The 25604-nt window shown below is 68.9% G+C and carries 22 protein-coding genes and 6 pseudogenes; 12 read left to right on the forward strand and 16 right to left on the reverse strand.

Annotated elements, in window-relative coordinates; translation table 11 throughout:
- Positions 1–109: 109 nt before the first annotated feature.
- On the reverse strand, positions 110–472 hold the full coding sequence (gene fdxA / locus OG972_RS45640) for a ferredoxin (protein WP_266992583.1): 363 nt from the start codon (positions 470–472) through the stop codon (positions 110–112).
- Between the two features lie 412 nt (positions 473–884).
- On the opposite strand from fdxA, the gene OG972_RS45645 reads away from it, so the two are divergent.
- From OG972_RS45645 to OG972_RS45660, 4 genes and pseudogenes are all read left to right on the forward strand, one after another.
- Entirely contained in the window at positions 885–2585 is a 1701-nt protein-coding gene (locus OG972_RS45645; protein WP_266993026.1) for an L-aspartate oxidase, read from the forward strand.
- 288 nt (positions 2586–2873) lie between these two features.
- On the forward strand, positions 2874–3620 hold the full coding sequence (locus OG972_RS45650; RefSeq protein WP_266992585.1) for an SDR family oxidoreductase: 747 nt from the start codon (positions 2874–2876) through the stop codon (positions 3618–3620).
- Positions 3621–3770: 150 nt separating this feature from the next.
- Positions 3771–4310 (forward strand): annotated as a pseudogene (locus OG972_RS45655) (winged helix-turn-helix domain-containing protein).
- Positions 4311–4514: 204 nt separating this feature from the next.
- Positions 4515–5255: a hypothetical protein gene (locus OG972_RS45660; protein ID WP_266992587.1), complete on the forward strand. Its 741-nt coding sequence runs from the start codon at positions 4515–4517 to the stop codon at positions 5253–5255.
- Here OG972_RS45660 and OG972_RS45665 read toward each other — a convergent pair.
- The 3 genes and pseudogenes from OG972_RS45665 to OG972_RS45675 form a co-directional block, all read right to left on the reverse strand.
- Positions 5138–5692, reverse strand: coding sequence for a TetR/AcrR family transcriptional regulator (locus OG972_RS45665; RefSeq protein WP_266992589.1), 555 nt, complete (start codon positions 5690–5692; stop codon positions 5138–5140). The genes OG972_RS45660 and OG972_RS45665 overlap by 118 nt on opposite strands.
- A gap of 275 nt (positions 5693–5967) precedes the next feature.
- Positions 5968–6477 carry a hypothetical protein gene (locus tag OG972_RS45670; RefSeq protein WP_266992591.1) on the reverse strand — a complete coding sequence of 170 codons (510 nt, stop codon included), beginning with the start codon at positions 6475–6477 and terminating at the stop codon, positions 5968–5970.
- An 819-nt stretch (positions 6478–7296) separates the two neighbouring features.
- Positions 7297–7467: pseudogene (locus OG972_RS45675) on the reverse strand (IS630 family transposase); the annotation flags it as partial.
- Between the two features lie 249 nt (positions 7468–7716).
- Between OG972_RS45675 and OG972_RS45680 the strand changes: the two are divergent.
- The gene (locus tag OG972_RS45680; protein WP_266992593.1) at positions 7717–8532 is read left to right on the forward strand and encodes a GPP34 family phosphoprotein; all 816 of its coding nucleotides are present in this window, start codon (positions 7717–7719) and stop codon (positions 8530–8532) included.
- A gap of 377 nt (positions 8533–8909) precedes the next feature.
- Here the strand turns inward: OG972_RS45680 and OG972_RS45685 are convergent, their stop codons facing one another.
- Both OG972_RS45685 and OG972_RS45690 read right to left on the reverse strand, forming a co-directional pair.
- On the reverse strand, positions 8910–9191 hold the full coding sequence (locus tag OG972_RS45685) for a DUF4240 domain-containing protein (protein WP_266992595.1): 282 nt from the start codon (positions 9189–9191) through the stop codon (positions 8910–8912).
- Between the two features lie 199 nt (positions 9192–9390).
- Complete coding sequence (locus OG972_RS45690) at positions 9391–9939, reverse strand: GNAT family N-acetyltransferase (protein WP_266992597.1); 549 nt, start codon at positions 9937–9939, stop codon at positions 9391–9393.
- A 152-nt stretch (positions 9940–10091) separates the two neighbouring features.
- Here OG972_RS45690 and OG972_RS45695 point away from each other — a divergent pair.
- Positions 10092–10459, forward strand: a pseudogene (locus OG972_RS45695) (DUF6233 domain-containing protein); the annotation flags it as partial.
- 198 nt (positions 10460–10657) lie between these two features.
- A complete protein-coding gene (locus OG972_RS45700) occupies positions 10658–12286 on the forward strand; it encodes a transposase (protein ID WP_266993028.1) in 1629 nt (542 codons plus the stop codon).
- 35 nt (positions 12287–12321) lie between these two features.
- Here the strand turns inward: OG972_RS45700 and OG972_RS45705 are convergent, their stop codons facing one another.
- Both OG972_RS45705 and OG972_RS45710 read right to left on the reverse strand, forming a co-directional pair.
- Complete coding sequence (locus OG972_RS45705) at positions 12322–12762, reverse strand: hypothetical protein (protein WP_266992599.1); 441 nt, start codon at positions 12760–12762, stop codon at positions 12322–12324.
- A 98-nt stretch (positions 12763–12860) separates the two neighbouring features.
- Positions 12861–13031: pseudogene (locus tag OG972_RS45710) on the reverse strand (IS110 family transposase); the annotation flags it as partial.
- 292 nt (positions 13032–13323) lie between these two features.
- Here OG972_RS45710 and OG972_RS45715 point away from each other — a divergent pair.
- Complete coding sequence (locus OG972_RS45715) at positions 13324–13923, forward strand: helix-turn-helix domain-containing protein (RefSeq protein ID WP_266992601.1); 600 nt, start codon at positions 13324–13326, stop codon at positions 13921–13923.
- A 99-nt stretch (positions 13924–14022) separates the two neighbouring features.
- Here the strand turns inward: OG972_RS45715 and OG972_RS45720 are convergent.
- From OG972_RS45720 to OG972_RS45730, 3 genes and pseudogenes are all read right to left on the reverse strand, one after another.
- Positions 14023–14373, reverse strand: a pseudogene (locus tag OG972_RS45720) (trans-aconitate 2-methyltransferase); the annotation flags it as partial.
- A 120-nt stretch (positions 14374–14493) separates the two neighbouring features.
- On the reverse strand, positions 14494–14835 hold the full coding sequence (locus tag OG972_RS45725; RefSeq protein WP_266992603.1) for a co-chaperone YbbN: 342 nt from the start codon (positions 14833–14835) through the stop codon (positions 14494–14496).
- A 177-nt stretch (positions 14836–15012) separates the two neighbouring features.
- Complete coding sequence (locus OG972_RS45730; RefSeq protein ID WP_266992605.1) at positions 15013–15996, reverse strand: NAD(P)/FAD-dependent oxidoreductase; 984 nt, start codon at positions 15994–15996, stop codon at positions 15013–15015.
- A 308-nt stretch (positions 15997–16304) separates the two neighbouring features.
- On the opposite strand from OG972_RS45730, the pseudogene OG972_RS49465 reads away from it, so the two are divergent.
- A pseudogene (locus tag OG972_RS49465) lies at positions 16305–16385 on the forward strand (transcriptional regulator); the annotation flags it as partial.
- Positions 16386–16638: 253 nt separating this feature from the next.
- On the opposite strand, the gene OG972_RS45735 reads toward OG972_RS49465, so the two are convergent.
- The 3 genes from OG972_RS45735 to OG972_RS45745 form a co-directional block, all read right to left on the reverse strand.
- Entirely contained in the window at positions 16639–17253 is a 615-nt protein-coding gene (locus OG972_RS45735) for a TetR/AcrR family transcriptional regulator (protein WP_266992607.1), read from the reverse strand.
- Positions 17250–18347, reverse strand: coding sequence for a saccharopine dehydrogenase (locus tag OG972_RS45740; protein WP_266992609.1), 1098 nt, complete (start codon positions 18345–18347; stop codon positions 17250–17252). The genes OG972_RS45735 and OG972_RS45740 overlap by 4 nt, the downstream gene beginning before the upstream one ends.
- Positions 18348–18468: 121 nt before the next feature.
- Positions 18469–19302: a TetR/AcrR family transcriptional regulator gene (locus OG972_RS45745; RefSeq protein WP_266992611.1), complete on the reverse strand. Its 834-nt coding sequence runs from the start codon at positions 19300–19302 to the stop codon at positions 18469–18471.
- A gap of 206 nt (positions 19303–19508) precedes the next feature.
- Here OG972_RS45745 and OG972_RS45750 point away from each other — a divergent pair, with 206 nt between their 5' ends.
- Positions 19509–21107, forward strand: a complete 1599-nt coding sequence (locus tag OG972_RS45750) for an MFS transporter (RefSeq protein ID WP_266992613.1) — start codon at positions 19509–19511, stop codon at positions 21105–21107.
- A 274-nt stretch (positions 21108–21381) separates the two neighbouring features.
- Here OG972_RS45750 and OG972_RS45755 read toward each other — a convergent pair whose 3' ends face one another.
- Positions 21382–22518, reverse strand: a complete 1137-nt coding sequence (locus tag OG972_RS45755) for an MFS transporter (RefSeq protein WP_266992615.1) — start codon at positions 22516–22518, stop codon at positions 21382–21384.
- A 304-nt stretch (positions 22519–22822) separates the two neighbouring features.
- Here OG972_RS45755 and OG972_RS45760 point away from each other — a divergent pair, with 304 nt between their 5' ends.
- Together OG972_RS45760 and OG972_RS45765 are read left to right on the forward strand one after the other, a co-directional pair.
- Positions 22823–23029 (forward strand): hypothetical protein, encoded by a 207-nt coding sequence (locus tag OG972_RS45760; RefSeq protein ID WP_266992617.1) that lies wholly within the window; start codon positions 22823–22825, stop codon positions 23027–23029.
- A 120-nt stretch (positions 23030–23149) separates the two neighbouring features.
- Positions 23150–23917, forward strand: a complete 768-nt coding sequence (locus OG972_RS45765; RefSeq protein ID WP_266992619.1) for an IclR family transcriptional regulator — start codon at positions 23150–23152, stop codon at positions 23915–23917.
- 104 nt (positions 23918–24021) lie between these two features.
- Here the strand turns inward: OG972_RS45765 and hutH are convergent, their stop codons facing one another.
- On the reverse strand, positions 24022–25560 hold the full coding sequence (gene hutH, locus OG972_RS45770; RefSeq protein ID WP_266992621.1) for a histidine ammonia-lyase: 1539 nt from the start codon (positions 25558–25560) through the stop codon (positions 24022–24024).
- Between the last annotated feature and the right edge of the window lie 44 nt (positions 25561–25604).

A 25604-nucleotide genomic window follows, 5' to 3' on the forward strand; every position in this document is an offset into this window, starting at 1 on the left:
GGCGCGGCGCCGCTCGACGGTCCGCGCCGGCTGCCGGTGAGCGAGATCACCGACTCGGTGTCGGCCGGCCCGATCCGGACGACCCGAGGTTCGTGTCGCACCTGTCCGGTCAGGACGGGAACCACCGGTCGACGTCGGCCGCCTCCTCCTTGCGGATGGCGAACACGGCGATGCCTTTCTTGTCCGCGGTCTGGGGCGGCAGCCCGGCGACCAGGGGATGGTCCTGCCCGCGGGCAGGCTGCTCGAAGTACTCCGCGTTGATGGAGCGGTACGCGGCCCAGTGCTGCGGCAGCTCGTCCCCATGGAAGATCGCCTCCACGGGGCACACAGGTTCGCACGCGTGGCAGTCGACGCACTCCGAGGGGTTGACGTAGAGGGTCCGTTCTCCCTCGTAGATGCAGTCCACCGGGCACTCCGTCACGCAGGCCCGGTCCTTGACATCGACGCAGGGCTGCGCGATGACGTAGGTCATCTTCTTCTCCTTCGCCGTCCGTGGAGATGTTCGCAATCACCAGGCCGGCCGATGCGACACCTCCGGCAGGCCGTATGACCGGGCAACAGGCGAAGGTGTGACAACAACGTGTTTTCGATGCCTTCTGAGCGCTCCCTCATTGGGACGTCATCGACCCGATCCGTGCCCTGATCGAGCCCGGGCCGAGGTCGACGACGCTGTCCTCGCCGACCCCTCCGTGCCCCTGGACAGCCTCCTGCCGTAACCCCGTCCACGGGTCCGTCCGCCCCTGCCCCGGTGACGTGCTTTCCACGTACCGGGACGACGAGTTGCCGGAGGGAGTGTCACAAACACTCCGAGGACCCGGTCAGAGTCACTGACCACCCAAGCGATCGGAGCAATAGTGGCTGCCACCGAAAAACATCTGTCCACCATGGTGCTGGTGATCGGCACCGGTGGAGCCGGCCTGCGCGCGTCGATCGAGCTGGCCGAGGCCGGCATCGACGTCCTCGCCGTCGGCAAGCGCCCCAAGGAGGACGCCCACACCTCGCTCGCGGCCGACGGCATCAACGCGGCCCTCGCGACGATGGATCCCGAGGACAGCTGGCAGCAGCACGCCGCCGACACCCTCAAGGAGAGCTATCTGCTCGGCGATCCCCGCACCACCGAGATCGTCACCCAGGGGGCCGCCCGCGGCATCGACGACCTGGAGCGCTACGGCATGGCCTTCGCCCGCGAGGAGGACGGCCGCATCTCCCAGCGCTTCTTCGGCGCGCACAAGTTCCGGCGCACCGCCCTCGCGGGCGACTACACCGGCCTGGAGATCCAGCGCACGCTCATCCGGCGCGCGAGCCAACTGAACATCCCCATACTCGACAGCGTGTACATCACGCGGCTGCTGACCCATGACGGGGCGGTGTTCGGGGCGTACGGCTTCGACCTGACGGACGGAACGCGCTACGTCATCCATGCGGATGCCGTGATCCTCGCGGCGGGCGGCCACACCCGCATCTGGCGGCGCACGTCGTCACGGCGCGACGAGAACACCGGCGACTCCTTCCGCCTGGCCGTGGAGGCCGGCGCCCGCCTGCGCGACCCCGAGTTGGTCCAGTTCCACCCCTCGGGCATCATCGAGCCGGAGAACGCGGCCGGCACGCTGGTCAGCGAGGCCGCGCGAGGTGAGGGGGGCATCCTGCGCAACGCGCTCGGCGAGCGGTACATGAACCGCTACGACGCCGCGCGCATGGAGCTGTCCACCCGCGACCGGGTGGCCCTCGCCTCGTACACGGAGATCAAGGAAGGCCGCGGCACGCCCAACGGCGGCGTCTGGCTCGACGTCTCCCACCTCCCCCGTCAGACGATCATGAACCGGCTCCCCCGGGTGTACCAGACGCTGCTGGACCTCCAGATGCTGGACATCACCCGTGAAACGATCGAGGTCGCGCCCACGGCGCACTACTCGATGGGCGGGGTCTGGGTGCGGCCGGAGGACCACAGCACCGACGTGCGCGGCCTGTATGCCATCGGTGAGGCATCGAGCGGCCTGCACGGCGCCAACCGGCTCGGCGGCAACAGTCTCATCGAGCTGCTCGTCTACGGCAGGCTCACCGGGCAGGCAGCCGCCGCCTACTCGACGTCGCTGACCGCGCAGCCGCGCTCGGCGGCCGCGGTGGCCGAGGCACGTGCCGAGATCGACGAACTCCTCGCAGCGGACGGCCCCGAGAACGTACGCGCACTGCAACGCGCCATCCGCAACACCATGACCGAGCACGCGGGCGTGGTACGCGACGAGGCGGGGCTGCGCGCCGGGCTGGCGGAGCTGGAGGTGATCGAGAAGCGGATGGAGAACGTCGGGGTCCACCCCGACATCGCCGGCTACCAGGATCTCGCGCACGCCTTCGACCTCAAGTCGGCCGCCCTGGCGTCCCGGGCCACTCTGGAGGCGGCCCTCGAACGCCGCGAGACCCGCGGCTGCCACAACCGCAGCGACTACCCGGACCTCGACCCCGCGCTGCAGGTCAACCTGGTGTGGTCTCCCGCGACGGGCATCACCCGCGAAAGCATTCCTCCCATCCCGGACGAGATCGCCTCCCTGATGGAGGAAGTCTCCACCGAGGGCAAGCTCGCCGAGTAAGGTCCCGGCCCTCGCCTTCCGCCGGCAGGCGCCATTCCTGCCCGCGTTTCCTGCGGGTGATTCGGCTCACCGCACTGTGCGGTGCACCGTCATGGCGTCGCGCGGAAACCTGCCCGTCTCGTGGATGAAAAATTTCCGAGATTCACCCGGGCACCCTGTCACAAACCCGGTGACCATCCTGTCATCCCTGGTGCAGACGAAAATGACCGGCGCAAGCGAGCGGCCGATCCGGACCGCCCGACAGGCATCGGAAGAATCAGAAAAATATCCGGGAGAGGATTTCTCATCATGAAGGTTGTCGTCATCGGCGGTACCGGCCTCATCGGCTCGAAGCTGGTCGCCAAGCTCAACGAGCACGGCCACGAGGCGGTGCCGGCCGCGCCCAACACCGGCGTCAACACGTTGACCGGTGAGGGCCTTGCCGAGGTTCTGGAGGGTGCCTCGGTCGTGGTGGACGTGTCCAACTCCCCGTCGTTCGCGGACGAGGCCGTCATGGAGTTCTTCGGCACCTCGACCACCAACCTCCTCAAGGCCGAGGCGGACGCCGGTGTGACCCACCATGTCGCGCTCTCCGTGGTCGGCACCGAGCGGCTCCAGGAGAGCGGCTACTTCCGTGCCAAACAGGCGCAGGAGGAGTTGATCAAGGCCGCCGGAATTCCGTACTCCATCGTCCACGCCACGCAGTTCTTCGAGTTCATGAAGGGCATCGCCGCATCGGCGACCGACGGTGACACCGTGCGTCTGGCCCCCGTCAAGATCCAGCCCATCTACTCGGACGACGTGGCCGCCGCCGTGGGCCGCACGGCCGTCGGCACCCCCCTCAACGGCGTGGTGGAGGTGGCCGGCCCGGACACGTTCCAGCTGGACGAACTCATCCGCAAGGGCCTCGCGGCCAAGAACGACCCGCGCACGGTCGTGACGGATCCGCACGCCACGTACTTCGATGCCCAGCTGCAGGAGACCACGCTCCTTCCCGGCCCCGACGCGCACATCGCCGAGACCCGTTTCACCGACTGGCTCGCGCAGCAGAGCTGAGTCCTTCGGGGTGGCCCTGACGGCAGGGCCACCCCGCCTCGCAGAGCAGCGATCGACGGCTGCGATGTCGTGATCGATCTGGCCGGGCGCGGCGTTTCCTGCCTTACACCGCCCCTGACAGCGCCTGAGTCGAGTCGGTAGCTGTGTGGTGTGAGATACGCGCAGGGTGGCGGTTTGACCGATGCCAAGAAGGCGGCGAGGGAGCGGGTCCGGCTGGAGGCAGTCGGTCGCTTCGAGGGCGGTGCGAAGAACAGGGAGATCGCGGCCGCGCTGCGGGTGAGTGAACGGTCGGTGGAGCGCTGGCGCCGTCAGTGGCGGGAGCGTGGCAAGGAGGGTGTCCGGTCGAAGGGGTCACCAGGGCGTCCGAGGCTGTCCGTAGTCCAAATCGCCAAGCTCGAGCGTGAGGTGGAGCGGGGTCCGCTCGCTCATGGCTGGGCGGATCAGCGGTGGACGCTGGCTCGGGTGAAGACGTTGATCGGGCGGTTGTTCCACGTCGGCTACACGGTGGAGGGGACATGGCGGCTACTGAAGCGTCATGGATGATCCTGGCAGCAGCCGGCCCGCAGAGCGATCGAACGTGACGACAGCGCTGTGGAGTTGTGGAAGAAGGAGGTGTGGCCGCAGGTAGAAGCACGGCGGCGGCCCGCGGAGCCTGGATCGTCTGCGACGACGAGGCCAGCCAGTCGCTGAGGCCGCCATGCGCGAGGTCCTGGGGCCGGGTCGGCCAGACTCCTGTCGTGCGCGTCCGGGGCCGGGGCTCGGGGCGGGTTTCGATGGCGGGAATGGTCTGCTTCCGCCCAGGAGACCGGTCCCGGCTGATCTACAGCCTCCGCGTCCACCGGGGCCGCAAGGGCGAACAAGGACTTCACCTGGCAGGACTACCGCGACCTCATCGTGCGGGCGCACAATCAGCTCAAAGGCCCCATCGTCCTGGTCTGGGACAGCCTGCGCACCCACCTCATGCCACAGATGGAGGACTTTGAACCGCCCCGCACTCCCGGGGCGCGAGCCACAGACGGCCACGACGGTTTCATCGACCAGACCAAACACCCCTCATGGTGGTCGGACACACCCCGCGCCGCGGTCGGCGACCGGATGCGCGCGGTGGTACTGGACGCCACCAGGAACCCGCCACGGTTCAGCGCCCTGCCCAGCGATATACGAACGGCCCGGACACTGCGCCATACCGAACCGCTGGTGCGTCTCTGCCGCCCGCCCTCCGACGGCAGCCGAACCGTGAAACGGGCTGCCGTGAAGGAGGCGTTGGGTATCGCCCTGGCGGCCGACTACAAGCGGCTCGTCCAAACACACGGCGGCGGGCTCTTCGCGGGGGTGCTCTCGCTGCTGGAACCGGGCTGCCCGGATGCGATGTACGACTTGGTCGCCCAGACCGCGGAAGGCGAGGAAATCGTCGCCGAACTCTGGGATGCCGGCGAGGAGAAACCGTCGGAACTCCATGAGGGCAACGCCAGGCTGGCGCCCCGGGGGCACAGGCGATTGGCGCCGCACCCGCGTACTCAGGCCGTCGTTGTCGTCGGAGGGGTCTGGGCCGGAAGGTGGCCGTTCAGGAGGAGGCTGACGATCTGGTCTATCACCGCCTCGCCCGGCGGTTCGCGGCGCACCGCGGCCAGGTAGACGATGGTTCCGGAGTAGATGTCGACCATCAGTGAGGTATCGGTGTCGGGCTGCAACCGGCCTTCGAGTCGGGCTCGCTCCAGCATTTCCACGACCGACGCGCGGCGGGGTTCGATGAGCTCGGCGAAGGCTCCGGTACCGGTGGGATCCTCGATCACATCGGCGAGCAGCGCCGGGAGGATCAGGCACGTGGGCATGGCGGAGACGAGCTCGATGGTCAGCCGGACGGCGGTTCGCAGGTCGGCTTCCAGGTCGCCGGTCTCATGGATGGGAGGAAGTGGGACGTCCCCGCTGAGGGCCTCGATCACCAGCGCGGCCTTGTTCGGCCACCACCGATAGATCGTCGCCTTGCTGACTCCGGCTCGCCGTGCGACGCCTTCGAAGGAAAGTCGCTGATATCCGACCTCGCTGAGCAGGGCTTTCGTGGCTCGGAGCACGGCTTCGTGAGACTCCCGACGCCTCCGCCCGGAGCGAGGCACGATGCGGTTGTGCTGGGCGGCGTACTCGGGAGCCAAAGGGTCCTGACGGCCGTTCTGCTGCCTGGGAGTAACCACCGGGTGCCTCCTTTGTGAGCCACTGGTGCGCCCTTTGACTTTACCCAAAAAGGGACCCTATCTTGGCGATACGAGGCGTTTCGTACCGTATAATCCGTCTCATACTCAATAGTAAGATCCTGAAGCCCGTCGGGGAACCGGCAATTCCGACGGGTGGATCACCGCGCACCAGACCCGCGCGCAGGATCTGGTGCGGATGGGCGTCCCCTGCGAACGCCCGAGATCTCTTTCTCGACCCCCAGAAGGGGGACATCATCATGCGCGCGAATACGACCAGGATGCGGCGAATAGCCGTCGCGGTCTGCGCGGCGCCAATCCTCGCTATTGGGGCCGGCGCCGGAGCTGTCAGCGCGGCCGCTTCTCCCCCGTCGTCCGCCGTCGCCTCCGTCCCGTCTCAGGACGGCGGCTGGGGTTGGGGCCACGGGTGCCAGTTCGGTGACGGCTGGGACTGGGGATTCCGCTGTCACAAGGGTTTCGACCATGGCTTCCGTTTCGACCATGGCTTCCGTTTCGACCATGGCTTCCGCGGTGACCACGGCTTCGGTTTCGGCCATGGCTTCCGCGGTGACCACGGCTTCGGTTTCGACCATGGCTTTGGCGGTGACCACGGCTTCGGCGGTGGTGACCACGGCTTTGGCGGTGACCATGGCTTCGGCGGTGGTGACCACGGCGGCGGCGGTGACCGTGGTCGCTGAGGCTCCAGCGCGGTGAGTTTGCGATCAACCCGCGGCAGTTTGTGAGTGCCGCGTCCGGATGCCCGAGCTACTCGGGCATCCGGACGCGTCTGGAGCGGCAGGCCTCTCATCCGTTCCGTAGTCCTGATGGATGTGCTGACGGTGAGGATCGTGTGCATCGGTGCGGGGCCTGCGGGAATGCACTTCACACCCAGGGCTCGACGACGCCGGGAGAAAGTGTTCCGACGGCGGGTGAGCGCGGTGTTTCCGCCGGTGGTGCGGTCAGTGAGGCGATCACCGGTGACGGGAACCAGCAGACGTGACCCCTTGGTGGTGGCGCTCGCGGCCTGCCCGTGCTCCGGGTGCGGCCGAGCCCTGTGTGCATGACGTGGCAGAGGGGCTGCCGCACGCCGGTAAGCCGGAGAGCCTGTCCCTGCATACGGGCAGTCCGTCATCAGACTGCGAGGGTGACGACACAGATCTGCCGGCAGCTGGATACCGCAGATCTGCAGCCGTCGAGGCATGGGCGGCGCTCAGCGCTCGGTGACGGCCGGGGCAAGTCTTGGGCTGGCTGTCTCGGGTAACCGCAACCGAGTGGATGTCCACGGCGATGTGGTGGTAGGCGAGCGTCGTCGGGAACCGCGGTCGGGGTATCTGCTGGAGGTCCAGCAGTTGGCAGCGCCGCGGTTCGAGGGCCGCGAGGCCGAACTCGCGGCAATGGGAGCGTTCACCACCGATCCAGCTGGAGAGGGAGACGGCTACTGGCGGCGGCCGGCGCCTGCGTGGTCGGGCAAGACCGCGCTGATGGCCCAGTTCGGCCTGCACCAGCTGCGCGATCACCGGCACCCGGTTCCCGCCGGCCGAAGCCAGCAGCATCATCGCGCGCCGATAGCGTACCGAGCTTGTACTGCCCCGGCGCACGATCCGCTGCAGCCGCTGACCCTCCTGGTCGGTCGGTCTGCGCACACGGCCAGGCTCAGCCACCGCGCCTCCAACAGTCGGATCGGACGTCACCGCACATCCAAAGGCCACGACCACCAACTCGGTGAACCTACGCGGTCACAGCACTAGGCTCGACCTCCCAGAAGTGGGCACTACGGTACGGCCGGCGCGCTGGGACCCCTTGCCGCGCTCGGGCTTTTGAAGGCGCCTGGCGGGATCGCCGGCGGAAGCTGGCACGGAGGGGCCGCGGAGGACTCCACTCCACGGACGGCCGCGCATACCCTGGCACGTATGACCACGGGGGAGGAACTGCTCCTGCTCGCGATACGCCCCGGCAGGCGGCGAATACGGATACGGGCCGAGGACCGGCTCCGGTTCGCCCTGCGGGCATCGGAGTTGGCGGATCTGGGCCTGGCCGGACGGATCCCCGTCGGCCCCCGGCGGATCGAGGTGATGGACTCCCAGCGCGTCGAGGACCGCCGCCTGAACAACGTCCTGCACAGTCTGGGCGCAACCGCTCCCCCGCCCAGCCTTAAGGACTGGCTGCGCCGCACACCACGCTCACTCACCACCGAATATCTCTCTCGGCTGGAGGACCAGAAGGCGGTCCGGGTCCGCCGTTGGCGCGACCCCAGCGGCCGTACCCGCCACGACATTCTCTCCGTCGACCTACCGCGCCGCCAGGCGCTGCTGGCCCGTCTCGACAGCGTGGTCCGCTCCGGCTCCGCAATCTCCACCGCCGACCGCGACCACACCCTCGCCGCCCTCGTCCAGGCTGCGGGCCTCGCACCTGCCGTCTACCCAGGCCTGCGGGGCATCACCGACCGCCGCCGTTTGGCCACCCTCGCCGCAAACGACCGCCTCACCCCCGCAACCGCCAAAGCGGACCCGGCAGCCGACGAGGAAATCGCTGCGGCACTGACCACGGGCGCCGACGTCCTCACCCGCCAACTCCTCGGCGAGCTCAGCGACCTCTACGCCGACTTCACCACCGGCGGCCACAGCCTCGGCCACGATCTGGACCCGGGCAGTTGGTCCGAGGGCGGCGCAGGCGGCACCGGCCACCACGGCGGCGGGCACGGGGACGGCGGCCACGGCAGCTGGTGACACCGACAGCCGGGACTCGCAGGCCCCTTGTCCGAACCCGGTCCCTATTGCACCGCAACGGCCGGATCCACCCCGTATGAGGGGCTGTTGAGGGCCTTTACAGGGCTGCCTCCGGCTGGGAGGGCGCTGGCCGCGCGGTGGCGGGTCAGCCGCGGCGGCGCCGGTTGCGCTACCACACGGGTGAGTGCTCTGGCTTATGCGCGGGCTGGCTGTGAAGCCGGGAAAGAGCCCGCTCTTGCACCTTCTGTGCGCGGTGCTGAGTGGCGCGGGTGAGGGCTTCGCTGCGAGTGGCTTTATCGAGCAGTAGTGGTTCTGGCACACATTCCGTGAGGTCGATCAACGACTCCGGGAGTCGTCACCGGGCGAAGGGACGGCGTTCAATCAGCCCAGCCCTCGGCGTTCGAGTACGACTCATAGGAGTAGCGCGTGTCGCGGTCCCACTCCTCACCGGTGATGCGTTTGTATGCACGGTCCGGTGTGTAGAGCAGGTTCTCAGCCCAGATGACGTTGGTGACGTAAGGGGCGAAGGCCTCAGGGTCTTGGAGGACGCTGTCGAAAACGGTTCGGCCGGCGGCGACGACCGCGGCACGCGTGTAGAGGAAGGCGTCCTCGGACAGGTCTTGTCCGTACTCCTTGCGGTCAAGCTGGTTCCCGGGCATCGCTCAGGGCGCCGGTATCCACCTGGGTGACCAGCGGCCCGGCAGTGCCCCCCGGCCCGCTGGCCGCTCCTCCTCGTGCTCAGCCACTGCCAGGCCCATTCCCGTACGCTTCCCTCCGACGCGCCCCACGAGGTCAAGCGGCGCGCCGAGGCCGACGACCGATCGGTGGCCTCGTGGATCCGCGCTGTGGAGCACGAGCTCAACCGGACGGCGTGACCGAGGACCACACGCCGAGCCACTGCTCGGTGCCGTACTCCTCGAACCGCTCCACCTCGGTGAACCCCAGCTTCGCCGCGAGGCGCATCGCGCGGTCGTTGGCGGTCTGGGTGCTGAGCACCACCGGCTCGTTGGGAAGCGCGTCGGTGAACCAGTCGAGCGCCGCTGCGCACGCTTCGGCGGCGTACCCGCGTCCCCACGCCTCCGGCAGGAACATGTAGCCGAGCTCGGCCTCTCCGGCATTCGGACGGACGTGACCCGGACGCTCTGCGTCGCGCCGATCGAGCGTGATCATGCCGATCATCGCTCCGTCGAGATCGATCACGAAAAAGCCAGGGCGCCGCCCGGGCACCTCAGGCACCGCGCGCTCGAGCTCATCACGCGGTCGAGGACCACCGACGTAGGTGCCCACCTCTGGAGAGGCGAACAGCTCGATGAACGCCGCACGGTCCCGGGCCTCGGACTCGCGGAGCACGAGCCGTTCGGTCCTGATCGGGGCAGGTGGCCAAGCGACGGGTCCAAGCTCAGTCATGGCGGGCAACCTATCGCACGCCCGCCGGGCAGGAGCCTTGGACGACCGACGGCGGCAGCAGCTTCTGACCCGTCGGCCTGATCCGGATGTCGGTGTCCGCGCACGACTCAAACGAATAGCGCACGTTCGGAATACTGCCTCTCCACCAGTTGGACGGCGATGTCGAGGCGGCGGAGTACCGGGGGGGGTGGGTCCGTGCCCCGGAGCATGTGCGCCCCGTCGACGGTGTCGACTACGACCAGGTCGTCACCGAGCGGCTGGAGACACCGCCGCCCTCGGTGGTCCGCGAGGTACTCGGGGAGCGCCGGTCTTCGGGATGGGTACTGCAGAAGCTGCGCGACAAGCGCGGCCCGGACCGGGCGTCCTGCACGCGCCGGACTGCGAGGAGGCACCGCAGGGTGCGCCGCTACGCGATGTGGAGCGTGCCCTGGACGCGGCGGAGCACCCGGGCACGGCCGCCCAGGAGTTGACGCCCATGCTCCGGGGCTTCGACCAGATCGGCGGCGCCGGCGAGACGTGACCTCGTTCACCGAGCGAGCAGGGGTTGCGAGCTGCTGTCGGTTTACTGAGCCGAAGTGAGTGGTGGCGTGCGGGAGTGAGTCCTGGCGGTGTATTCGCGGCGGGTGGGAACGGGGGTTCTGGGGCCGAATGGGTGACCTTGGTGGCTGCTGCTCGTTGGTTCGGGTGGCAGGTGTCCGGCCTGGGAGGGGGTGATGTGGTGGGTGGTCTGCGGACGTTGGCCGTGCCCTTCGTGGTGCCCGGGCCTTGCGGGGTGGCGGTCCGGGACCGGCTGGGGCGCCTCACCGCCCACGACGAGATGGTGCTGCGTGCGGTCGGTGCGCATCAGGGTGCGCTGGCTTCCGGTGATCTCAAGGCTCGTTGCGCGGATGGTCTGGGGCACGGTGCGGACACGTGGGCGGCGCGTAAGCGGGAGCTGACCGGGGTGTCGTCGTCGCGGATCGCGGGTGCGATCACGAAGGCCACGCACGATCAGTGGGCACTGGCCCGCCGTTGTCAGGCAGCGCATATCCAGAAGCTGGCAGCCGGGATCAACATGCTGCGGCACCGCCTGTCCCTCCCGATCGGGGAGAAGGGCACCAAGCGGGCGGCGGGTGGCTACCGGTCGAAGAGCGAGTGGTTCCGCAAATCTCGTCGCCTCGCGATGCTGGAGGCGCGGCACGCCGCTGCCGTTGCCGAGTGGCAGGCCGGGCGGGTGCGGGTGGTACGGGGCGGTAAACGTCTCCTCAACACCCGCCACCACCTCGCCCAGGCACAGCTCACCGAAGAGCAGTGGCGGGAACGGTGGGAGGCGGAGCGCTGGTTCATCGGGGCCGATGGTGAGTCGGGGAAGCGGTTCGGGAACGAGACGATCCGCGTCACCCCGGACGGCGAGGTGTCCATCAAGCTGCCTGCCCCGCTCGCGCACCTGGCCAATGCCAGGCACGGCCGGTACGTCCTCACCTCCCGGATCGCATTCGCGCACCGGGGCGCGGAGTGGGCCGACCGCATCACCGCGAACCGGGCCGTCGCCTACCGCATCCACCTCGATACGGGGCGTGGACGCTGGTACCTCACGGCCTCGTGGCAGCGCCCCGTCGTGAAGACCATCCCGTTGGAGACCGCCCGTGCCCGGGCCATGATCGGCGTCGACACCAACGCCGACCACTTCGCCGCCTACCTTCTCGACCGGCACGGCAACCCCGTCGGTGACCCGCACCGCTTCCCCTACGACCTGTCCGGGACCGCCGCTCACTGCGATGCACAGATCCGCCACGCGCTGACCCGGCTGATCCACTGGGCCAAGCAGGCCGGTGTCGCCGCGATCGGCATCGAAGACCTCGACTTCACCACCGAGAAGACCCGCGAGAAACACGGCCGCAAGAAACGGTTCCGGCAGCTCATCTCCGGCATCCCGACCGGGAAACTCAAGGCCCGGCTGGTGTCCATGGCCGCCGAACAGGGCCTGAGCATTGTCGCGGTCGACCCGGCCTACACCACTTTGTGGGGTGCCCAGCACTGGCAGAAACCGCTGACCACTCCACACCGAAAGATGTCCCGTCACGATGCCGCCGGTATCGCGATCGGGCGACGCACCCTCGGACACCCGATCGGGCGTCGGACGGCACCGCCCCCGCACGACCGGAGTGATCGTGCGGGGCATCGGACCGTCCAGGCCGGGTCAGGTGACCGGGGGCGTGAGGGAACCCGCCCACCCGCGACGGACCACGCCCCGGGAGGCGTGCCGCCGAGCGGGAAGCGAAAGCGGGAACCCAGTGCATCCAACACCGTTCGGGATGCGCCCAGTACGCAACAGTGGGTCCAGGACTCACTCACGCACACTGGCTAGGAACGGTTTCTCGAGCGCCAGTCGGCAAGGTCCTTTCAGTCACCGGAGAAGCCCCAGAAGTAGATTTCCTCCGGACTGCCATGGGCGTCGTGCAGGACCGCGCATCTGCCGAACCAGCGTCGGCTGGCAAGCGGTTCTATGGCCTGCACGTCTGTCCGCGTGAGGCGGTCGGTCCCGGCCATCCGGTAAGCCTCGGCAGGCTGAACGGGCTGCACGGTGCCGTAGTCAGGATCCTCACCTGGCCGCAACATCCTGTGCATGTCCAGGATCGAGTGTGTCCCTTCTTCCTGAACCTGCTCGTCTTCCCACAGGTCGTCGAGCGTTGACGGTCGCACCCTGGCCTCGTCAGTGTCATCTTCGTTCCAGGGGTCCCAGTAGTAGTCCTGCGCATCGAACACGCTCTGCCTCAGGGCATCCAACGCCGCTCCAAGATCCTCCTGGTAAGGAACGTAGTACTCCCACCCCGACGCACCCACGACAGCCCCACCTCCGCACCCAGTTCCGACAGTGCAGCGGAAGCTAGCAGCAGCCACTGACAAGCCACCTCGCCAGGTGCGCCACGCGGACTGAGCAATCAGACAGCAGCGCCAGCCGCTGCCGGAAAGGCAATGTACTCGTCGAAGTGGGTGCGGCTGAGCAGGCAGTGATGGAGCTGTCCCAGCATCCGGTTGAGCAGATGCCGGGCCTGGGCATGCCAGTCCCCACCCTCACGTCGCCGCCGGTAGTGGGCGTTGGCACCTGGTGAGCAGGAAGCCGTGCATGTGCGCGGCGGGCGCGTTGCGCGGCCCGCGGGCGTCGATCGCCGCCACGTTGCGGGGGGGGCGCGGCCAAGGAGCAGGGCGACGTTGAGGCCAGCCACTCCGGCGCCGACCACCACTACGTCGTGGACCTCGTCGACGTCGCCGTGCTGTGCCCTGCCGTTCTTGTCGTTCGTCGTTTTGATCAAGGGAACAACCTCCTGCCGCGACAGTGCGCGCCTGGCACTGGAGCGACAACTTCTGTTGCCATTTCTGGGACGCGAGAGGTGGAATGGGGGTATGGACGAACAATCGCCGATCGCCGCCACGCTGGCCCAGGTCGGTTCCCGCCTCAGGCGCATCCGCGCCCAGCGCGGCGTGTCCCTGTCGGCGCTGGCCGAGGCCACTGGCATCTCCAAGAGCACACTGTCGAGACTGGAGTCGGGGCAGCGCCGCCCGAGCCTGGAGCTGTTGCTGCCCATCGCGCAGGCCCACCATGTACCCCTGGACGAACTCGTCGGGGCGCCGGAGGTCGGCGACCCGCGGATCCGCTGCAAGCCCCGCGTCCACCACGGTCGTACGGTGATTCCGCTGTCGACGCAGCCGGGGCGCCTGCAAGCCTGGAAGTCGGTCATCCCTGCGGAACACAACCGGCCTGATCCGGTCACGCACGAGGGGCACGAGTGGCTGTACGTCCTGTCCGGACGGGTGCGGCTCATCCTGGCCGACCACGACCTGGTCATGGGGCCGGGTGAGGCGGCCGAGTTCGACACCCGCCTGCCACACTGGTTCGGCTCCACGGGCGAGTCCCCCGTGGAGGTGCTCAACCTGTTCGGCCCCCAGGGGGAACGCGTGCACGTCCGGGCCAAGCCCCGGTCCCGCGCGGAGCCGTCGGCGTGACCGGAAGGGCCCCCTTCCGGGACCACCGCGTACGGGCAGGCCGCGTTCGGCCACGGCGAGTAGCCCGCCGGGGCGCAGGGGGGCGGCGAGGGCTGTCAATGCCGCCTGCTGGTCGCCGAGATGGTGGACGGTGTTGGCGGACCAGATCAGATCGGCCGTGCCGAGCCCGCCGAACTCGTCCGGGAGGTCGGCTTGTTGGGTGGCGATACGGCCGGACGAGCGCGTGCGGGCCCGCTCCAGCAGGGCAGGCGACTGGTCGACGGCGACCACCTCGGCGTCCGGGAAGGCGTCGGCGAGCAGGCTGGCGACTACGCCCGGCCCACTGCCGACGTCGAGTACACGCCTCACGTCGGCGCCGCCCAGCAGATCGCGCAGCCAGTTCGTGGCCTGGGTGAGCGCGGGGGTGTGCAGTTCGGCCTCGCGGTTCCAGGTGCGTGCCCAGGGCGCCACACGCGATGTCCTGATCGTGATGCGAGTCCGTGGTTCCTCCAGTTCCAGAAGTGCGGACGGCGGGCACCACGCACTCAGCCCGACCTCCGCCGCGCCGGAATGCGTGACGCCCGCCGGTGCTCAGCGAAGGAAGGGGCCGAGGTTTCGTTCCAGGAGGGGTTTGGGGACGGCGCCCGTCCACGCCTTCACAGGGGCGCCGTCGGCGTAGACCACGAAAGCGGGGATCGAGGAGACTCCGTGCCGGTCCGCCAGTCCGGGCTCCTCATCGACGTTGATCTTGACGACGTCCAGAACGCCTGCACGCTCGGCAGCCGCCTCCTCGACGATGGGAGTGATCCTGATACACGGCCCGCACCAAGGGGCCCAGAACTGGATCAGGACGGGCCGTTTCGCTTGCAGTACGCGAACGGGAAACGTCTGCTCGGTGACACTGTCCACGGGACCGCTGCGCTTTGCTGCCACGGTGAAACTCTCCTTGTCGATATGTTTGTAAACGAGTACTCGACGCCAGGGACGATCTGACCGCGGAGATCAACGCACGGCCCCTGGAACAGGCTCGTTCGACCAGCTGGACGGCCGGGCCCCTCGCGGGGGCAGTACGGGCTGCCACGACGACATCGCCCATGGTCTGCCGAGTCGTCATGTCAGGGCAGCCGTGGCGCGGTGTGCGCGGTGCCGTGCGGCGGCGTGCTCCACGTCCTCGTGGAGCAGGTCGGTGTTGATGGCGAACGCGGCGGTGGAGCCCATGCCGGCGGCGGCGATGACCTGGGCGCGTGGGTCGACGACATTTCCGACAGCCCATACCCCGGGCACGCTGGTGCGGCCGGTCCGGTCCGTCACTACCCAGCCCTGGTCGTCCTTGGCGCAGCCGAGCAGAGCCAGGAGGTCGTCGCGCGGCGCGGGCCGGGGGAACAGGAAAACCGCGGTCCGGGGAATCACCCTCCCGTCGGTGAGCTCGATGCCGCGCAGGCGGTCGTCGTCGACGACGAGCCGCACGGCCCTGCCCTCCACGATCCTCACGCCGAACGCCTCCAGCTGTTCCCGCTCCTGCGGGGAGAGTTCGAGGGCGTGCGTGAGGAGGACGATGTCCTCGCTCCACTGACGCAGCAGCAGAGCCTGGTGCACAGCCCCCGGGTGTGTGCCGAGGACGGCAAGGGGCTGGTCACGGACCTCGTAGGCATGGCAGTACGGGCAGTGCAGAAGGTCCTTGCCCCAACGCTCCCGGACGCCGGGGAGGTCGGGCAGTTCGTCGCGCAGCCCGGTGGCGACCAGAAGACGGCGGGCCCTGATCACGGGGCCGCCCTCCAGGCGCACGTCGTAGCCGGGCTCGACATGTTCCACCCGGCCTCGGACGATATCGACTCCGTAGCGGTCGATCTCGGCCCGCCCCAGGTCGAGCAGGGTCGCCGGAGGCAGGCCATCACGGGACAGGAAACCGTGCATGTGCGCGGCAGGCGCGTTACGCGGCTCGCCGGCATCGATCACCACCACCCTGCGACGGGCCCGCCCCAGCAGGAGCGCGGCACTCAGGCCGGATGCTCCGGCACCGATCACCACCACGTCATGGACCTCGTCACCAGTCGGCTCCGCGCCGTCGCGCGTATTCACCGTCGTCTTGATCACTACGATCACCTCCGGCCCCCAAAGTGCTCCAGCGCCGCACCACGAGCAACTTCTGTTGCCATTTCCGGGACGGCCGGATCGAAAGGGGCTATGGACGAGCAATCCCCTATCGCCGCCACACTCGCCCAGGCCGGCGCGCGGCGCCGCCGGATCCGCACGCAGCATGGTGTGACCCCGTCCGCGCTCGCCGAGGCCACAGGGCCATCACCCGCGCCGCCAGCCGACAGCCACTCCCACAGCGGCCGTAGCCTCGGCCGAGGAGATGTGCCGAGGCCGTAAGCGGTCGGCTTCGCGGAGCAGGGCGGCGACTGGACGACCTGCGCGATGTTGTGGTCGCCGTCGCCACCGACCGCACGTGCATCGACGCCGACGACAAGGGGTGCTGCTGACGACCGCGATATCCCCGGGGCCCGGCCCGCCGCGATCTCCTCAGGCACCGCATGCGGATGCGCTGGTCGCCGCGACCATGACCTACAACGTCATCGAGGCGATCGTCCCACCACCGTCGGCTCTCTCACCTCCTCCACAGGGCTGATCGGATTCGGCCTGGACTCCGCTGCCCGCCTCCGGGGGTCGCTTCAGCCGGCCGATGGCAATCGGGCCGCCCGACGCCGGTACCGCCCCGCTTTTCCGAGAACTCCGTCAGTCGAGCAGAGCGGTGGCCGTGTTGATGAGTTCCGCGTCGGCTTCATCGGTGCGGTGGGCGGCGATGCCGGACCGGAAGAGGGATGCTCCTTCGATCAGCACGGTGAAAACCCTTGCCCGTGCCCGGCAGACGGTGTCGGAGAGAGTTGGGTTGCAGGCGCGGAGAAGCCCGGCCACGTGCTCCTGGTAATCGCTGTAAAAGGTGCGCATGACTGCCGCGACGGCTTCGTCACGGCCCGCCAGAGCCCACAACTCGGCGTAGACCCGGACGAGTCGCGGATCATCGTGCTCGGCCAGAAGCTGACGAATCAGCCCCTCCCTGTCCGGCGGGGTGTGCGCGGCCGCGTCGGTGAACAACGGGGCCAGCCTGTCGAGAGAACGGTCCAGGGTGCGGTGCAGGACGGCGGCGATCAGCTCCGTGCGGGAGGGAAAGTAATACTGCACGTGCCCCAGACGCGTCTGTGCCGTGGCCGCCACTGCCCGCATGGTCAGCTCGCCGTACCCGGACTCGAAGAGGATCTTCTCGGCGGCGTCCAGGAGCGCGGCACGCCGCTGGGCGCCCTTGGTCGTGGCGGGCGTGCGCTTGTCCTGTTCCGGGGATCGTCCGCTCATGCCGCTCTGCCCTCCGCCTGTTCGTCGCGCACGGCCCTGCACACAACCAGGTCGACGCCCTGCGCGGCGAGGTCCGACGGCACGCTCTGCGGACTCGGGAGCTGTTCGGGGAAGACCACGCCGCTCGGTGCGGGGGCACCGTCTTCGCCGCGTACTCGACGCAGCCCCATCAGGGCGCCCAGTGCGGTCAGATGCGCCTGCCCGGCCTGATCGGTCACGGTCGCGGAGAGGGTGTCGCCCTCGTGAGTGACGTCGATGCGGAGCTGGGCCGTGCCGCCTTCGCCCGGTGCGTACAGCAGTCCGCGGCGCGCGCCGGTGAAGCGCTCGCCGCGGCCCCAGCGGAAGAACCCGAGCCGCTTGGCGGCCAGCAGGGCTGTCGTGGACGCGGGCGAGCTGAAGCCGATCCGGGTTGTCGCGGTCCGGGCCGCGAGGGTGAGAGGAAGGGTGAACTGCTCGGGGGTGTCGATCCTGGCGACTCGGGTGAGCGACTCCCCGATGCGGACGCGGCGGACGTCGCTCAGCGGCATGACCGTGCGCCGCTGCCCGTCCCGCACCACCTCGTAGTCCAGTCCGAGGCGGTCCATGAACTCCACCGAGTCCGCACCCGCCCGGTCGGCGAGGTCCCAGCGAATGGCCACGTCGACCGTGTCCGCACCGCCGAGCCGGTCGCCGAGAAAGGCGGCGACGAGGCTGGTCACACCACCCATCCACGCGGAGGACAGCAGTACCGGCGCGGTCGGGCCTGCCAGTGCCGCGATGGTGGCCGCGCGCTGCATCCGCGTGGTCCAGCGCGTGACGTCCACGAACGGCACCCCGCCGCCGATCGCGGCGCGCAGGACCCGGTCGTCCGGATCGTTCACGACGCTGACAACCGCACTGACCCGCGCCCGGAACGGTGCCGGGTCCGCCAGGTCCCAGGTGCGCAGTTCCGCGCCCGTCTCATCCGCCAGTTGCTGTCCGCGCCGCACGGTCCGCCCCGTGAGCACCAGCGGCCATGACGGGGCCGCCATCCGTGCCAGCTCCGCACCGACCGTGCCGTATCCGCCGACCAGGAGCACAGGTCCGTCGGCGTCAAAGGAGAGTTCGTCGTTCATGGAATCAAATATAGGTCAGGTGACCAAAAAAACCGCACGCGGGGCCCCGGCCCCACGAGAAACCTCCGTCCTCCTGTCCGGGACGGCAAACGATTCCTGCGGGCTCCGGGCAGCACGAAGTTCAGGCGTCGATGCCCCGTCGCGTGAGATCGGCTGCGATACCGTCCAGGACACCGGCAAGACCTGAGGCGAACAAGGCATCGAGGTCCCAGGGGTCGGCGCCCGCGCGCATCGCGCGGGCGAGCCGGGGATACGCCCCGGGTTCGTACAGGGGGTCCTGTGCGTGGCCCGAGGCTTTCGCCCCCTGCTTCGCGGCGATCTTCGACTGCCGCTCCGCCTCCGCATCGCTGACGAGGATCAGCGCCACGCCTTGCACGTAGGAGGCGAACATGAACATGTACCGGAAGGCATCGGCGGGTTCAAGGTCGAGCCCGTCGAACGAGGAGAAGGCGCTTTCACTGTCCGCCGCGAGAGCCGGGCTGAAATACGCGCGGGTCGTCACCATGACCCTCGGCAGGATCCACGGGTGGCGGTGGTACAGCTCCCAGTCGCGGTACGCGGCGCGTTCGAGGCCGTGACGCCAGTTCCGCGGCGGTGAGTCGGGCAGCGGCACGTCAGCCATCGCGGCTTCCACCATCAGGGTCACCAGATCGTCTTTGGACGCCACATGCCGGTACAGGGACATCGTGCCGGTGCCGAGTTCCATGGCGACCCGGCGCATCGACAGCGCGTCGAGCCCCTCCGCGTCGGCGACGACGATCCCGGCCCGCACGATGCGCTCGACGGTGAGGTGTCGCGCGCCGTCGTCGCTCTCCGGGACGCGGGCCGGCGTTTCCGCCCTGCGTGCCCGATAGGCCCTCGCTTGGCACGCACGGGAACAGTAGAGCCTCGGCCGCCCCCGGTCTGCGGGCTCCAGCACCCTTCCGCACGACGCGCATGCCAGCTGCACTGACATCAACGAACTCCCTTTCGTCACATCTCAGAGTTGTGTCGAAATTCTAGCCCGCCGACACGAGCGTATGCGCAGCCCAAGATAAATAGGCATGTCAAAAAAGCAATTGTCTCACTTCGGCGTGTGTACGTACTCTGCACGCGTCGTTGCGTACAAAGTACGCATCCGGGTGGTTGAGTCATCCGGACCTGCACGGCCGAGGAGAGGGCATGACTGAAGAAGAGAAAAGAGCCGGAGCCGGGGAGTGGGTCGGTCTCGCCGTCCTGGTGCTGCCCTGCCTACTGGCGTCCATGGACATGTCCGTCATGTTCATCACGCTCCCGTCCCTGTCGGCCGACCTCGGCCCGAGCAGTTCCGAGCAACTGTGGATCATGGACGCCTACGGCTTCCTCCTCGCCGGCCTGCTCATCACGATGGGCACACTCGGGGACCGCTTCGGGCGGCGGAGGGTGCTGCTCACGGGCGCCGCGGCCTTCGGCGCCGCCTCGGTCCTGGCGGCCTGCTCGACCAGCCCCGAGACACTCATCGCGGCCCGCGTGCTCCTGGGCATTGCCGGAGCCACGCTGGCCCCCTCCACCCTTTCCCTGATCCGGAGCATGTTCCACGACGCCGCACAGCGGGCCACCGCAGTCGGCATCTGGACAGCGGGCTTCGCGGGCGGCGCTGTGCTCGGCCCGATCATCGGCGGTCTGCTCCTGGAGCACTTCTGGTGGGGATCGGTCTTCCTGGTCAACGTGCCGGTGATGGTCCTGCTGCTGATCCTCGGCCCGCTGCTGCTCACCGAATACCGCGACCCCGAGCCGGGCCGGTTCGACCTGCTCGGCGCCGCCATGTCCCTCGTGGCCGTGCTCGGCGTCATCTACGGCATCAAGGCAATGGCGGAGCACGGCTTCGGGTGGATTCCCCTGACGTGCTGTGCCGCCGGACTCGCTGTGGGAGGGGCATTCCTCCGCCGCCAGCACGGGGCCGCGAACCCGGTGATCGACATGATGCTGTTCCGCACGCGCCGGTTCAACCTGCCACTGCTCATCGACGCGCTGGCGACGTTCGGACTGGTCGGCTTCAGCCTGTTCAACTGGCAGTTCATGCAACTCGTCCTGGGCATGGGTCCGTTGGAGTCGGCCGTATGGTCCTTGCCCACCTTCCTCGTGATGCCCCTGGGTATCGCGCTGGCCACCGCGCTCGCCCCCCGCATCGGTAAACACAACGTGATCGCCGCCGGGCTGCTCGTGGCGACTGCCGGCTACGTCATGCTGGCCCTGCTCCAGGCCGATTCGGGAATCGTCCACCTCGTCAGCGGCATGACCGTGGTCTCGATCGGCATCGGCGCCGTCTCCGCAGTCGTCACCGAGGTGATCCTGTCCGCCGCACCACCGGAGCGGGCCGGGGCGGCCTCAGCCATGGCCGAGACCTCTGCCGAGTTCGGCGGGGCGCTGGGCATCGCGCTCCTGGGCAGCATCGGCACCGCTGTCTACCGTTCGGAACTGGAGGTCAGTGCTCCTGCCGACCTGACGTCCAAGGATCTGGAGGCGGCCAGGAGCACACTCGGCGGCGCCGTCGAGACCGCCGCCGCCCTCCCGAGGGGCACCGCCGAATCCCTGCGGAACGCGGCCTTCGACGCCTTCGCCCGGGAGGCCCGGATCGCCGCGGTGGTCAGTGCCGTCCTGATGACGGGCGCGGCGGTCCTCATCGCCACCCTGCTCCGCACCGCACGCACACGCCCCGGACCCGAGGCCCCCCAATCCGCAGCGGAGCACCATGACGGGGACCAGGCGGGGGACCTGCACTCCCGGGCAACCTCGTCCTGAGCGCGGAGGGTGAGCCGTACGCCGGTGGAGACAGGCTTGGTGGTGGAGGTGCCGGCCAGGACGGGCCGCTCAGCCCGTTCTGGCATTCGGGATCAACACCACCGTGGCATGGGACTGGCTGCCACAGCTCGGTACTGCTTCATGTGTGGGCCCTGCCGTCCGGCGCACCAGACGGCCACCATCAACGGCTTGCGGCTCCTGGCAAAAGGAGATGGCCCGAGTGGACACAGCACTCGCCACAAAGCGCACGGACCGCGGCCCGCAGGGCTGCTGATCAGCTGTGCTCACAACGATTGACAGCGTGGACCGCAGGCGGCTCGATCTTGCGCAGTCGTGTAAATGGCACAGCTGAGGCGAGCGCGAGAGCGATCGCTCCCACAAGCAATAGGGCGAACCAGGCGCCAGAACTGTCGATGACGATTCCAGCTGCCGCGGACGCCAGCGATGCGCCGAGGTTTACCGAGGTGTTGATCCATGTCGACGCTTCCGTCCGGCTGGACTCCGGAACGATGGTGTCGGCGATGAGGTACCCGGTGATGAGAGACGGAGCGAGGAACAGGCCGACGAGCACGAGGCCCGCAGCGAAGAGACCGAGCGTGTCCAGCTGCGACACGAGCACCGCGGCAAACCCCATGCTGACGCACAGGGCGAACAGTCTCTTGCCGATTCCTGCCTTGAGATTCAGCTGCCCATAGAGAAATCCTCCGAGAGCACTTCCGCCGGCAAAGGCTGCCAGGAGCCAGCCCGAAGCTGCGACAGCATCATGTTGCGCAGCGGCTGCCGGCGCTGCGATCTCCGCGACGCCAAGTACACCACCGACGCCCAGGAGGACGATCAGTACCCTTGCGAAACCTGGCTGGCGCAGCGGGCGATCACCTGGCGCGACGCCCCCTCCTGTTCCGCGAAGCGCCCCCGAAGACGCGCTGGACGTCATCGCTGCGGTGCCGAGGGAAACGGCTGCCGCGGTCACCCAGAGCCCGGTGCTGGGAGAACTGGCGACAATGACCGCGGTGATGACGACGGGGCCAGCGACGAAAAGGAGCTCTTCGCACACCGCGTCGATGCTGAAGGCTTTTGTTCGCTGGTCACCGGCCGTCGTGAGCGACGCCCAGATCATTCGCATCGCTGCCCCCAGGGGCGGCGATGCCAGGCCGATCACCGCGCTGAGAACGAGGAACCAGACATCCGCAACTCCCTCGGCTTCTGCGATGAGCGCGAGAGTGATGAACCCTGAGGCTTGGCCTGACGCCATGGCGGTGAGCGCGATTCGTTGACCGAATCGATCGACGGCCCGGGCGCGCCAAGGGGCGGCGATGACGTTGGCGATTCCGAACGCCGCTGTTGCGAAACCGGCTTGCGTGTACGAACCCGTACTGTCTTGGACGGCGAGGAGAAGGGCAAGACCGCCCATCGCAAGAGCGGACCGACCGATCAGGGCGGGGAGGAAGGCGCGAAGCGCGCCAGGAAGTAGAAGCACTGCGAGCACGAAGAAGCTCCGATGATGTGCGACCGGCGTCGTATGCGCGGCCGCCAGAGTCTGACGGTTATCGAGGTCCGGAGGGCATCACAGACCGCACCCTCAGCGGATCAGAACCTGGGCGGGAGAGACCCAGGACCGTCAGATGAACATCACGATGAGCACCTGGAGACCTTAGCAGGCTGCGGACACTGTGCTGCCTGACGTTTTCTCAGCGAAATGATCTACGCGAAGCGGCATGAACCACTCCATGCGGGAGCAGGCCGGACGGACTGGGCTCGGCCACAGACAGACGCAAAACCCCGCCCGGCTCGCCGACGCCGCGGCCGCCGGCTGCGATTTCGCTGTCGTCACTACGCAGCCGGGTTCCACGTCCCAGCACAACGCCCAGCGGCACGGGTTGCATTTGCTGTACACCCGTGCCGGGCTGGTGAAGGACGTCTGACACCTCGCACCACCTGTGACACCTATGACACCTGTGCCGATCGCCTTCGTCGTGTCTCGTATCCCAGACGTCGCCACGAGGGTGCGGGGTGACGCCGACTATCGGACGTAATCTCGCGACATGTCACCAGTTCCCGCCGCCGCCCAGGTGTTGGCCATTCTGCGATATCTCGCGGGTCAGGCGGGGCCCGTTCCCGCCGCCGCCATCAGTCGTGATGTGCGGCTGCCCCGGTCCACGACCTATCACCTGCTCGACACGCTCGCGCGCGAGGGGTTCGTCGTGCATCTGCCGGAGGAGCGGCGTTACGGGCTGGGGGTCAGTGCCTTCGAGCTGGCGTCGGGATATAGCCGTCAGGCTCCGTTTCAGCGTCTGGCTCGGGTGCCGCTGGCGAAGCTCGTCGACAGTACGGGGCACAACGCCCATCTCGCCGTGCTGCGCGGCCGCGAGGTCATCTACGTCATCGAGGAGCGGGCTCCTGGTCGGGCGCCGCTGGTGACGGAGGTCGGTGTGCGGCTTCCGGCCCATCTGACCGCCAGCGGGCGGGCGTTGCTGGCCGGCCTTTCGCAGGCGCAGGTGCGGGCTCTGTTTCCCGACGCGTCGGCGTTCGTGCTGCTCAACGAGACGGGGCCGGGGTCGTTGACCGCGCTCCGGCACCTTCTTGTGGAGGCCCGCCGGCGTGGGTATGCCACGGAGGACGGTGAGGTGACGCCCGGTTTCTCGTCGGTGGCGGCCGCCGTTCTCGACCACAGCGCGCATCCTGTCGCCGGGGTGGCGGTCACGTTCCCGGGTGACGAGGTCGGGCCCGAGCAGCAGGAGTGGATCGCTACGCAGGTGACGCGGACGGCGAATCTGCTGAGTCGTCGTATCGGCGGGGTGCACGCCTCGTAACGTAAGCAACTCATGGTCCGCCACTGACGGCTGGCCGGAGAGGGAGGTGGCGTTCCGCCGCCGACCCCGGTCGGCGGCGGAACGCACACGAACGCTCGCTCAGGTCAGTCCAGCTGCCCGATGACCGATTCGGCGGCCGCCAGGGCGTGGCCCGCGGATACGTACTGGACGGCCGCCTCGATCTCGGGTGCGAGGTAGCGGTCGGTGCCCGGGCCCTGTACGTGCCGGCGCAGGCCGGCCAGGACGGCCGCGGTGGCGGGGGCCGGCGTGAGGGGTGCGCGCAGGTCGAGGGCACGGGCCGCGGTGAGGATCTCGACGGCGACCACGCGGGTCAGCCCGTCGATGGCGCGGCGCAGCTTGCGGGCGGCGGCCCAGCCCATCGAGACGTGATCCTCCTGCATGGCGCTGGAGGGGATGGAGTCGACGGAGGCGGGGGCCGCGAGGCGCTTGAGCTCGGAGACGATGCCCGCCTGGGTGTACTGGGCGATCATGTGGCCGGAGTCCACGCCCGGGTCGTCGGCGAGGAAGGCGTTCAGGCCGTGGTTGCGGGCGACGTCGAGGAAGCGGTCGGTGCGGCGTTCGCTGACGGAGGCGATGTCCGCGACGGAGATGGCGAGGAAGTCCAGGACGCAGGCCACGGGGGCGCCGTGGAAGTTGCCGTTGGACTCCACCCGGCCGTCGGGGGTCACGACGGGGTTGTCGATGGCGCTGGCGAGTTCGCGGCCCGCGACGGTCTCCGCGTGGGCGAGGGTGTCGCGGGCGGCGCCGTGCACCTGCGGGGTGCAGCGCAGCGAGTAGGCGTCCTGGACACGGGTGCAGTCGGGGCCGCGGTGGCTCGCGACGATCGCCGAACCGTCCAGCAGGGCGCGGAGGTTGGCCGCGCTGGCGCCCTGGCCGGGGTGCGGGCGCAGGGCCTGGAGGTGGGCGGCGAAGACGGCGTCGGTGCCGAGCTGTGCCTCGACGCTCATGGCGGCGGCGATGTCGGCGGTGCGGAGCAGCATCCGCAGGTCGTGGGCGACCATGACGAGCATGCCGAGCATGCCGTCGGTGCCGTTGATGAGGGCCAGGCCCTCCTTCTCGTGCAGGGTGACGGGTTCGATGCCGGCGGCGGCGAGGGCCTCGGCCGCGGGCATGAGTGCGCCCTGGGCGTCGCGCACCTGGCCTTCGCCCATGACGGCGAGGGCGCAGTGGGCGAGCGGGGCGAGGTCGCCGGAGCAGCCGAGGGAGCCGTATTCGTGGACGACGGGCGTGATGCCGGCGTTGAGGAGGGCGGCGTAGGCCTGCGCGGTGTCGGGGCGTACGCCGGTGCGGCCGGTCGCGAGTGTCGAGAGGCGCAGCAGCATCAGGGCGCGTACGACCTCGCGCTCGACCTCGGGGCCGGAGCCGGCCGCGTGGGAGCGGACGAGGCTGCGCTGGAGCTGGGCGCGCAGTTCGAGGGGTATGTGGCGGGTGGCCAGGGCGCCGAATCCGGTGGACACGCCGTAGTGCGGTACTACGTCGTCGGCCAGGTTCTCGACCACCTTGCGGCTCTGGGAGATCTCTCCGAGGGCTTCGTGGGTGAGGGTCACGTGGGCGCCGTGGCGGGCGACGGACACGACATCGGCGAGGGACAGGGGGCCGACGCCTACGAAGGTTTCGTTCATGGCTCCATCAAGCCCGAAACCGGAACCTCTTCGTCAGTGGCTGC

The organism is Streptomyces sp. NBC_01669 (genome assembly GCF_026339735.1).
Lineage (GTDB): Bacteria > Actinomycetota > Actinomycetes > Streptomycetales > Streptomycetaceae > Streptomyces > Streptomyces yanii.